Raw genomic sequence first — 10,009 nt, forward strand, 5'->3', positions numbered from 1 at the left:
GTTCAGGGGGGAGGTGGAGCTGGGGTAGCTGGGGCGCCGAACGCCGATAGCCGAACGTCGAACGTCGAACGCCGATGGCCGAACGCCGGACGCCGGGCGCGGGTCGTACGTCCTGCGTCGTACGCCCTACGCAAAACGCCCAACGCCGAACTGACCGCATGACGTAGGGGCGGGCCCCCGTCCCCGCCCTCGATCTTTCCCCGCTGAAAGCTGATATCCACCGCCCTCAATCCCAGCTCCCCCCCGCATTTTGGTACACCAAACCGTGTAAACTTATGCCCAAGTTGCCCTCGGGCGACCGTTCCCTATGATTCAGCCCGTCGTTGATCCGCTGTACGACCAGCTCAAGCGCGAGGTGGATTTGCTGGGCCGGGCGCTGGGCAAGGCCATCGTGGACCTTTCGGGGCAGCAACTTCTGGACCTCGAGGAGGACGTTCGCGCGCTCAGCAAGCACCTGCGCCAGCAGCCCGGCGACGCCGAGGCCCGGCAGAAGGTGCGCGACCTCATCGCCCGGCTGAGCCTCGGCAACCTCGAGGGCCTGGTGCGGGCCTTCTCGACCTACTTCCACCTGGTCAACCTGGCCGAGGAGCGGCACCGGGTGCGGGTCAACCGCTCGAGGGAGCAGGCTTCCGCCCCCGACAAGCCCCGCTCGGAGTCCTTCCGGGCGCTGGTGAAGCAGCTCAAGGCGCAGGGCCTGAGCTTCGAGCAGGCCAGCGACCTGTTGAGCCGGCTGCGGCTGCACCTGACCTTCACCGCCCACCCCACCGAGACCCGCCGCCGCACCGTGCGGCATCACCTGGCCGAGGCCGAGCGGCTGCTGGAGGCCCTCGAGCGCGGCGAGGCGGTCGAGGAGGACATCCAGGCCCGCGCCGCGCTGCTGTGGGGCACCCTCGAGCTGCGCCGCAGCCGCCCCACCGTGCAGGACGAGGTGAAGGGCGGGCTCTACTACCTCCCCACCACGCTCTGGCAGGTGCTGCCGCGGCTGGTCGAGGGCCTCGAGGCCGCCGTGGAGGCCGAGTACGGCCAGCGCCCCGAGCTGGGCGTGCCCATCGTCTTCCGCTCCTGGATCGGCGGCGACCGCGACGGCAACCCCAACGTCACCCCCGACACCACCGCCTGGGCCCAGGGCTACGCCCGCGAGCTGCTGCTGCGCCGCTACGTGGACGAGGTGGACGCCCTCATCCGCGACCTCTCCCTCTCCGACGAGCGCCTGCCGGTGCCCCGCGAGGTGCGCGAGGGGGCCGAACACGCGGTGCGGCAACTGGGCCTCCCCGACCGCTTCGGCGGCGAGAGCTACCGCCGTTACCTGATGAGCCTGCGCTACAAGCTGCGGGCCAGCCTGGGCGAGCAGCCGGGCGAGGGCTACAAGCTGCCCGGCGAGTGGCTGCTCGACCTCAAACAGGCCGAACAGGGCATGAAGCAGGTCGGGCTCAGGACCGCCGCCCGCCGCACCGTGCGCCCGCTGCGGCTGCGGGCCGAGGCGCTGGGCCTCGAGCTGGTGGCGCTGGACCTGCGCGAGGAGTCGCGCCAGCACACCGAGGCGGTGGCCGAGCTCTTGCGCACCGCCGGGGTGGAGGAGGACTACGCCGCCCTCGAGCCCCCCGCCCGCGCCTTCCAGACCGCCAGGGAGCCCAACGCCACCTGCAAGGCCCGGCCCTGGGGCTTGTAGCCCACCGGGGCCAGCGGGCGGGGGGCCTACGTGGTGAGCATGACCCACCACCCCAGCGACCTGCTCGAGGTCTTCACCCTCGCCCGCGAGGCGGGGCTCTACCGGGTGGGCAAGGCCCTGCCCTTCGACGTGGTGCCCCTCTTCGAGACCCTGGCCGACCTGCAGGCCGCGCCGCGGGTGGTGGACGAGCTGCTGCACAACCCGGTGTTCCAGGCCCACGCCCGGGGGCGGGGGGTGCTCGAGATCATGATCGGCTACTCCGACTCCAACAAGGACGCGGGCTTCCTGGCGGCCAACTGGGCGCTCTACCGGGCGCAGGAGGCCATCGCCGAGGCGGCGGCGCGGCACGGGGTGCGGGTGAGCTTCTTCCACGGGCGCGGCACCAGCACCGCGCGGGGCGGGGGCAGCGCGGGCCGGGCGCTGGCGAGCCTGCCGCCGGGCACGGTGGGCACCCGCATGCGCCTGACCGAGCAGGGCGAGGCCCTGGCCGACCGCTACAGCCACCCCGACCTGGCCTACCGCAACCTCGAGCAACTGCTCTACCACCTGGGCCTGGCCGCCGCCCGCGACGCCTACGGCGGGGAGGCGCCGGTGAGGCCCGAGTGGCGCGAGGCGCTCGAGCACGCCGCCGAGGTCTCCACGCGGGCCTACCGCGAGCTGCTGGCCCGCCCCGGCTTCTTCGAGTTCTACGAGCACCTCACGCCCATCCGCGAGATCGCCGCGCTCAACATCGCCAGCCGCCCGGTCTACCGCTCGGGCCGGGTGCGCGAGATCAAGGACCTGCGGGCCATCCCCTGGGTGATGTCCTGGACGCAGGTCCGGCTGCTGCTCCCCGGCTGGTACGGCCTGCAGGCGGGCCTGCGGGCCATCGAGCCCGAGCTGCGCCGCGCGATGTACCGCGAGTGGCCCTTCTTCAAGAGCACCCTCGAGGCCGCCGCCCAGGCCATGTCGGTCGCCGACCTCGGCATCGCCCAGGAGTACCTGCGCCTGGTGCCGCCCCCCCTCGCCCAGGGCTTCTTCCCCGGCATCGCCGCGGCCTTCGAGGAGGCGCGGGGGCTGCTGGAGGAGACCTTCGAGGGCCCCCTGCTGCACAACCGCCCCATCCTGGCCCGCCAGACCGAGCTGCGCAACCCCTACGTAGACCCCATCAGCTACGTGCAGGTCGAGCTGCTGGCCCGCTACCGCCAGACCCCGCCGGAGGCGCCCGAGCGCACGGGGCTCGAGCGGGCCCTGCTCTTCTCGCTGCTGGGGATCGCCGCCGGGCTGCGCAACGCGGGGTAACCTCCCCAAGCCCGTCTGCCTTTGGCATAATGGCGGGGGGAGCACCCCCGACTTTTTTAGAGGAGCCAACGCATGAACAATTTTCCGGGTTGGAGCCCCGCCCAGCGCGTGGGGCTGTTTGTGGACACCCAAAACCTGTACCACTCGGCGCGCGACTACTACGACAAGAACGTCAACTTCGAGAGCCTGCTGAGGTACGCCACCTCCCAGCGGCACCTGATGCGGGCCACGGCCTACGTGGTCGAGCGCGAGGGCGACACCTCGGCGTGGCCGTTCATCTACAAGCTCAGCACCATCGGCTACCGCGTGCGCCGCATGAACCTGCACGTCAAGGAGACCACCGACGAGGGCAAGCCCATCTACGAGGGCAATTGGGACATGGGCATCGCCGCCGACATGGTGCGCCTGATGCACACCCTCGACGTGGTGGTGCTGGGCTCGGGCGACGGCGACTTCGTTGACATCGTGGAAGTCCTGATGGAGCGCGGCATCCGCGTGGAGGTGATCGCCTTCAAGGAGACCACCGCCCAGCGCCTCATCGACGCCGTGGACCGCTTCGTGCACCTGCCCGACATCCCCGACCCCTTCATGCCCAACCGCGAGCGCCCGGTGCCCAGCACGAGCGAGAAGTAGCGCCGGGCCTCAGCCGAGCTCCCGCTCGAGCTGCTGTAGCCGCTCCTCCTCCCGCCGGGCCAGTTCGCCCTCGCCCGCCGAGCGGTAGAGCCGGATGAGCTGGCGGCGGGCCTCGAGGTCGTAGGGCTCCAGGCGCACGAGGGCCTGGAGGTGCTCGATGGCGGCCTGGGGGTTCTCGGCGGCCGTGAGCTCGACCAACCGCCGCAGCAGCCGCGCGCGCAGGGCCTCGGCGGCCGCGCGCTCCTCGGCGAACCACTCCGGGAAGCTGGCGAGCGGTTCGCCCTGGGCGAGCTCGAGGGCTTTGCGCAGGGCCGGGGGCTGGAGGCTGGAGGGCAGGCGCAGCGCCTCCTGGGCGGCCCGCTCGAAGGCGGTGAGGTCGAGCCGCACGGGGAAGGCGAGCTCGAGGATGCCCCGGCCGCCCTCCACCACCTTCTGGCCCAGCGTGCGGTTGAGGTGGTAGATGGCGGTCTGAAGGCTGCCCACGGGGTTGCCGGCGTCGGCCCAGAACAGCTCGGCCAGGGCCTCCCGCCGCTGGGGGCCGTCGGCCAGGGCCAGCCGGATCAGCAGGGCCAGGCTCTTGCGGGTGGGGAAGGCGGCTTCGGTGTAGGTGCGGCCCAAAAAGCGCAGGGTGCAGGGGCCGAAGGTGCTGAGCTCCAGCGGGAACAAGGCCCGCAGGGCGGGGTCCTTCGCGGCCAGGGGCGCCAGCCGGGCGGCGAGGTCGGGGTCGTCGAGCAGCGCCCGGTACTGCTGGGTGAGGATGAGGTCGAGGGCTTCGCGGAGGTCCTCGGGCCGGCCGCGGTGCAGCAGGGCGAGGGCGAGCTCGAGCCGGGCCTCCTCGGCCCGCGCCCGCCCGACCAGCGAGTCCAGGCTTCGCTCCCCCAGCAGGGCGAGCTCGAGCTCGGCCCGCAGGCCCACCGGCAGGGCGGCCTCGGCGTGGCCCACGGCGGCCTCCGGCTGGCCCTCCAGCCGCAGGAGGCGGGCCAGGAGCAGCTCGGCCTCGGCCCGCAGCCGCACCTCGAGGTCGGGCTGGCGCAGGACGTCCTCCAGGAGGGCCCGGGCCGGCTCGCGCTGGCCGCGCAGCAGCGCCGCGAGCGCCCGGTTCACCCGCACGTAGCCGAGCACCCGCTGCTGGCCCGCGGGCTCGGCCTCGGCCTGGGCGCTGTCGAGCTGGGCCTCGGCGGCGGGGGCCTCGCCCTGGAGCAGCAGGGTCTCGGCCAGGTTGACCCGCACCAGCCCGGTGGGCTGGCCGAGGTGGGCCAGCAGGTCCAGGGCCTCCTGGTAGCGCCGCCGGGCCTCGGTGAGCAGGCCGCGCTCGTGGTAGAAGAGGGCCAGCAGGTGGGCCGAGCGGGCCTCGAGCCGGTACTCCCCGGCCTCGCGGAAGGCGGCGATGGCCTGCTTGAGGCTGGCCTCGGCCTCGGCGTAGCGCCGGGCCTCGAGCAGCAGCCCCGCGCGGTTGTGCTGGATCTCGCCCTGCAGCCGTGCGTTGAGGGTGTCGGGGGCCACGCTCTCGAGGGTCTGCAGGGCCTCCTCCGGGCGGCCCAGCATCGCCAGGACTACCGCCCGGGCGTTGCCGATACGGCCGCGCAGCTCGCCCTCGGCGCGGGCGAAGGCGGCCTGGTAGCAGCGGTTGGCCCCGCCCAGCTCGCCCCGGACGCGCTCGAGCAGGCCCACCAGGTAGAGGAAGGCCGGGTGGCCGTGCAGGGCCTCGGGCACCGGGGCCAAGAGGCGCCGCAGCTCGCCCTCGGGGGTCTGGGCCTGCAGCGTGTGGGCCAGCGACTCCAGGTACTCCGGCCACAGCCGGGCGCGGCGCAGGGCCTCGAGGGCCAGGTCCCGCTCGCCCTGCTCCCGGAGGCGGCGGGCCAGCTCCCGGCTCAGGCCCGGGTCGGGGTGAGGGGCCAGGGCCTGCTGGAGCAGCCGGGGCAGGGCGAGGGCGCCGCCCTGCCGGTAGAGGTAGCCCCGGTCGTACAGGTCGGCCACCTCGGCCTGGGGAGCTTCCGCGAGCTCCGGGACGATCAGGGGGAGGCGGGCGAGGCGCTCGAGGGCGGCGAGGTCGGGCGCGGGGACCAGCCGCCGCAGGTGGGCCTGCACCAAAGGGTGGCCGGCCAGGTCCTGCGGCGCGGCCTCCTGGAGCTGCCGGCACAGCCGCAGCCCCTCCGGCCAGCCGCCGGCGGCCTCGAAGCTCGAGCGCCGGAACTCGGCGCTCGCCTGCGGGAGCTGCTGCTCCCACTCCTCGAGGCTCCAGGTGAGCTCGGCCTCGCTCAGGAACAGCGTGTCCTCCAGCGCCCACCCGCCCGCGTGCTGGGCTTCGCGGCGCGAGCGGGGCAGCCACAGGGCCGCGCAGCCGCGCAGGGCCTCGAGGTCGGGCCCGGCCCGCCGCCCGGACGCCCTGGCCCACTCGGCCAGCTCCGCCTGCCCGAAGCCCAGGGCCACCGGCGCCACCACCAGCCGCGGGGCGTGCTCGAGGCGGGAGCGCAGGCGCGTGGGGAGCATTAGCTAAAGCTTAACCTTCTCAGCGGATTTTTACCGGGAGTTTGAGCAATTTTTGAGGGGAAGCGCGTAGGTTGAAAACACAGCCAGAGGAGGTCAATCGCGCATGAAGAGTTGGCAATTCGCGGCAAGCCTAGTTCTCACGGGTATTCTGGTCGCCTGCGGCGGGACGGCCGGCGAGGCGGGGCCCAAGGCCCCCAAGCAGTCCAGCCGCACCTCGCTCACGCAGTGCCAGGCCCTCTACGCCAGCGCGCCCTCCGGCGCACAGGTCTCGAGCAACCTGCGCTACGGCAGCGTGGGCACGCTGATCCTCGGCTTCCTCGAGGACGCCTCCAAGGCCCGTGCCATCGACTGGATCGACGCCAACCTCGGCCTGACGGCGGGCAACGGGCTGGGCGTGTTCGAGAACCTCCCCGTCGTCGCGGTCAAGACCCTCATCACCCAGGAGCTCGTGCAGCGGATCAAGGCGGCGCTCGAGCCGGCCGGCCTGGTCTCCATCGAGCAGGACGAGCCCCTGAAGTTCTTCCTCAACACCAGCGTCGGTTTCATCGGCGCCGACCGGGCGCGCGCCGCCTTCGGCCTGTCGGGCAAGGGCGTGGGCGTGGCCGTGATCGACTCGGGCATCGACGCCACCCACCCCGACTTGGTGCTGGGCAAGAACGTGGGCCGCAACGTCAAGATCGTCGGCCCCATCACCGACACCCCGGTGGGCGGCTACCTCTACGCCGACCTCGACAACACCGACCTCACCAGCGGCCACGGCACCCACGTCGCGGGCACCATCGCCGGGCTGGGCACGGCCTCGCAGGGCAAGTACACCGGCGTGGCCCCCGGCGCGACCCTGCTGGGCATCGGCACCGGCGACGGCATCTCCATCCTCTACGCCCTGCAGGGCTTCGACTTCGCCCTCAAGCCGGAGATCCGCGAGAAGTACAACGTGCGGGTCATCTCGAACTCCTGGGGCACCTCCGGGCGGCGCTTCGACCCCTACAACGCCATCGCCCTCGCCAGCAAGCGGGCCTACGACCTCGGCGTGCTGGTGGTCTTCGCCGCGGGCAACGACGGCCCCGACCCCGACACCCTCAACCCCTACTCGGCCTCGCCCTGCGTGATCTCGGTGGCGGCGGGCGACAAGAGGGGCTTCCTGGCCGACTTCTCCAGCCGCGGCGTGCCCGGCGACGCCCTGCACCACCCCGACATCACCGCCCCCGGCGTGAGCATCATCGCGGCCCGCGCCAAGACCGGCGCCGTGACCCCGCCCTACACCGGCGACCCGCTCTACGGGGCCTTCTACAGCAGCATCAGCGGCACCTCCATGGCGACCCCCCACGTCTCGGGCACCCTGGCGCTGATGCTCGAGGCCAACCCCAAGCTGCGCCTGGAGGGGGCGCTGGAGATGATGTCCAAGACCGCCCGCCCGATGTACTACCAGGCCGACGGCTTCACCGTGAAGCGGCGCGAGCTGTGGGAGGTGGGCGCGGGCTACCTCGACGCCTACGAGGCGGTCCGTCTGGCGGTGAAGTCCAACCCCAACCGCTACACCCTCACCACCGACACCCTCAGCGCCTGGAGCGGGACGGTGGGGGCCGCCGCCTGCGCCCCGCTGGTGGGCTGCGCGACCAAGAGCCAGCACGAGTACACCGTGAGCGTGCCCGCGGGCTACACCGCGCTGCACGTCCGCACCGACTGGGGCAACCCCGCCCTCGACCTCGACCTCTACGTCTACGCCCCCGACGGGCGGCTGATGGGCTCCAGCGCCCAGGGCGCCTCGAGCGGCGAGGCCGTGAGCATCCCCAACCCGCAGGCGGGGAGCTGGAAGGTGGTGCTCGAGGGCTACCTCAACACCCCCACGACCTACGAGGGCGTGGCCGAAGGCGACAAGCTGGTCCGGCAGTAGCCCTGCCGTCCCTCCTCCTGGCCCGGGGGCGAACTGGCCGCCCCCGGGTTCTGCTATGTTGGGGGGCGTGGGCGCGAGCTATACCCTGGAGAACTTCGACTACCACCTGCCCCCCGAACTCATCGCCCAGCAGGGCGCCGAGCCCCGCGACGCCTCGCGGCTGATGGTGCTGCACCGCGCGGGCGGGCGGCTCGAGCACCGCGTCTTCCGCGACGTGGTGGAGTACCTGCGCCCCGGCGACGTGCTGGTGCTCAACCAGAGCAAGGTCATCCCGGCGCGGCTCTTCGCCACCAACCCCCAGGGCACCCCGGTCGAGGTGCTGCTGGTGCGGGAGCTGTCCCCCGAGGGGATGGCCGAGGGGCGCGGGAGCGTCTGGGAGGCCATGCTCAAGCCCGCCAAGCGGGCCAAGGGCGGGCTGCGCTTCGCCGACGGCCTGGGGGCCGAGGTCATCGCCGTCGAGGAGGACGGGACCCGCGTGCTGCGCTTCTCCGGCAACGTCTGGGAGCACCTCGAGGCCCTGGGCCAGACCCCGCTGCCGCCCTACATCCACGCCTCCGTAGACCCCCGGCGCTACCAGACCGTCTACGCCCGCACGCCGGGCTCGGTGGCGGCCCCCACCGCGGGCCTGCACTTCACGCCGGGGCTGCTCGAGCGCATCCGCGCCACGGGCGTCGAGACCCGCTACGTCACGCTGCACGTGGGCCCCGGCACCTTCAAGCCGGTCAAGGACGACCCCGACCGCCACACCATGCACGCCGAGCCCTACGAGGTGCCGCTCGAGACTGCCGAGGCCGTGGGCCGCGCCAAGGCCGAGGGCCGCCGGGTGGTCGCGGTGGGGACGACGGTGGTCCGCACGCTCGAGTCGGCCTGGCAGGGCCAGGGGCTCCGGGCGGGCGGGGGCGAGACCCGGCTCTTCATCCGCCCCGGCTTCGCCTTCCGCGCCGTGGACGCGCTCATCACCAACTTCCACCTGCCCAAGTCCACGCTCTTGATGCTGGTCTCGGCCTTCGCGGGCTACGACCTGACGATGCAGGCCTACCGCACCGCCGTCGAGGAGCGCTACCGCTTCTACAGCCTGGGCGACGCGATGCTGATCCTGTAGGGCCTAGAGCGTCTGCTAGCGGGGGATCTGGTCGTCGGTGAGGAAGCGGGGCCTCACCCAGCGCACCTTCTCCACCTCGCCGTCGAAGCGCACCAGCGCCGCCACGCGGGCCCTGGAGTACACCCGGTGCGGCTCGCGGGGGATGAAGGCGGTCACGATGTCCACCCAGCGGGGCTGGGCGTACTCCAGCACCACGTGCAGCGGCAGCCGCAGCCGCGGCGGGAAGGCCATGTAGCCCAGCACCAGCATGCGCTGGTCCTCGGGGTAGACGGCCAGCTCACGGCCCCACTGCGCCGCCTGCACCACGTCCAGCTCGGTGAAGCCTTCCTGGACCATGTGCTTGGCGACGTGGGGCCCGATCCGGTAGCGGCCTTCCTTGAGGTGGGAGATCAGCTCCTCGAGCCTGCGAATCTTCGCACCTTTCACCACCCACCTCCTGTAAAGCCGCCAACGCGAACAGCGTCGGGGTTGCGGGCATTATAGCCACACGTCCCTGAGAACATTGGGATTCCGCACGCCAATGCAGGCCCCGTAGACCTTCTGCGCCCCGGCCTCCAGCAGCGCCGCCCGCGCCCGGCGGTAGGTGCTGCCGCTGGTGATCACGTCGTCCACGAGCAGCCAGCGGCCCTCCAGCGGCGCCCGGGCCCTGAAGGTGTCCTCGGGCAGTTCGCCGCGCTCGCTGAGGCGCCGCCGGGTCTGCGAGGGGGCGTAGCGCGGGCGGGTCAGGGCCTCGCGGTAGGGGAGCTCGAGCGCCCTCGCCAGCGCCCGCCCCAACAGCTCGGCCTGGTTGTAGCCCCGTGCCAGCCTTCGGTGGGGCAGGGTAGGCACCGCCGTCACCCCGTGCAGGCTCCACCCCGTCTGCCGCACCCCCGCCGCCAGGGGCGGGACGACGGCCTCGAGCAGGTCGCGCTTGCCGCCGTACTTGAGCGCCCGCACCACC

Annotated in this window: 6 protein-coding genes and 1 pseudogene; 4 read left to right on the top strand and 3 right to left on the bottom strand. The window is 72.8% G+C overall.

Translation table 11 applies throughout. The features are described 5' to 3' along the window. Nucleotides 1-307: 307 nt before the first annotated feature. Together Mterra_RS15470 and Mterra_RS15475 are read left to right on the top strand one after the other, a co-directional pair. A pseudogene (locus Mterra_RS15470) lies at nt 308-2,950 on the top strand (phosphoenolpyruvate carboxylase). Between the two features lie 72 nt (nt 2,951-3,022). After that, the gene (locus tag Mterra_RS15475) at nt 3,023-3,583 is read left to right on the top strand and encodes a LabA-like NYN domain-containing protein (RefSeq protein WP_119315991.1); all 561 of its coding nucleotides are present in this window, start codon (nt 3,023-3,025) and stop codon (nt 3,581-3,583) included. A gap of 9 nt (nt 3,584-3,592) precedes the next feature. On the opposite strand, the gene Mterra_RS23480 is transcribed toward Mterra_RS15475, so the two are convergent. Continuing rightward, on the bottom strand, nt 3,593-6,073 hold the full coding sequence (locus Mterra_RS23480; protein WP_119315992.1) for an AfsR/SARP family transcriptional regulator: 2,481 nt from the start codon (nt 6,071-6,073) through the stop codon (nt 3,593-3,595). A gap of 103 nt (nt 6,074-6,176) precedes the next feature. Here Mterra_RS23480 and Mterra_RS15485 point away from each other — a divergent pair, with 103 nt between their 5' ends. Together Mterra_RS15485 and queA are read left to right on the top strand one after the other, a co-directional pair. Then, entirely contained in the window at nt 6,177-7,967 is a 1,791-nt protein-coding gene (locus tag Mterra_RS15485) for a S8 family serine peptidase (RefSeq protein WP_119315993.1), read from the top strand. Nucleotides 7,968-8,034: 67 nt separating this feature from the next. Then, nucleotides 8,035-9,069, top strand: a complete 1,035-nt coding sequence (queA, locus tag Mterra_RS15490; protein ID WP_245971654.1) for a tRNA preQ1(34) S-adenosylmethionine ribosyltransferase-isomerase QueA — start codon at nt 8,035-8,037, stop codon at nt 9,067-9,069. A 15-nt stretch (nt 9,070-9,084) separates the two neighbouring features. Here queA and Mterra_RS15495 read toward each other — a convergent pair whose 3' ends face one another. Both Mterra_RS15495 and Mterra_RS15500 read right to left on the bottom strand, forming a co-directional pair. Further along, on the bottom strand, nt 9,085-9,498 hold the full coding sequence (locus Mterra_RS15495; RefSeq protein ID WP_119315995.1) for a DUF4258 domain-containing protein: 414 nt from the start codon (nt 9,496-9,498) through the stop codon (nt 9,085-9,087). A gap of 48 nt (nt 9,499-9,546) precedes the next feature. Beyond that, complete coding sequence (locus tag Mterra_RS15500; protein ID WP_245971655.1) at nt 9,547-10,008, bottom strand: ComF family protein; 462 nt, start codon at nt 10,006-10,008, stop codon at nt 9,547-9,549. Nucleotide 10,009 lies beyond the last annotated feature (1 nt).

It is taken from the genome of Calidithermus terrae (assembly GCF_003574345.1).
In the GTDB taxonomy this organism is placed as follows: domain Bacteria; phylum Deinococcota; class Deinococci; order Deinococcales; family Thermaceae; genus Calidithermus; species Calidithermus chliarophilus.

Bases quoted from the DNA above. Each gene is read 5' to 3' on its own strand.
- Mterra_RS15475 (WP_119315991.1), top strand. From the start codon at position 3,023: ATGAACAATTTTCCGGGTTGGAGCCCCGCCCAGCGCGTGGGGCTGTTT.
- Mterra_RS23480 (WP_119315992.1), bottom strand. From the start codon at position 6,073: ATGCTCCCCACGCGCCTGCGCTCCCGCCTCGAGCACGCCCCGCGGCTG.
- Mterra_RS15485 (WP_119315993.1), top strand. From the start codon at position 6,177: ATGAAGAGTTGGCAATTCGCGGCAAGCCTAGTTCTCACGGGTATTCTG.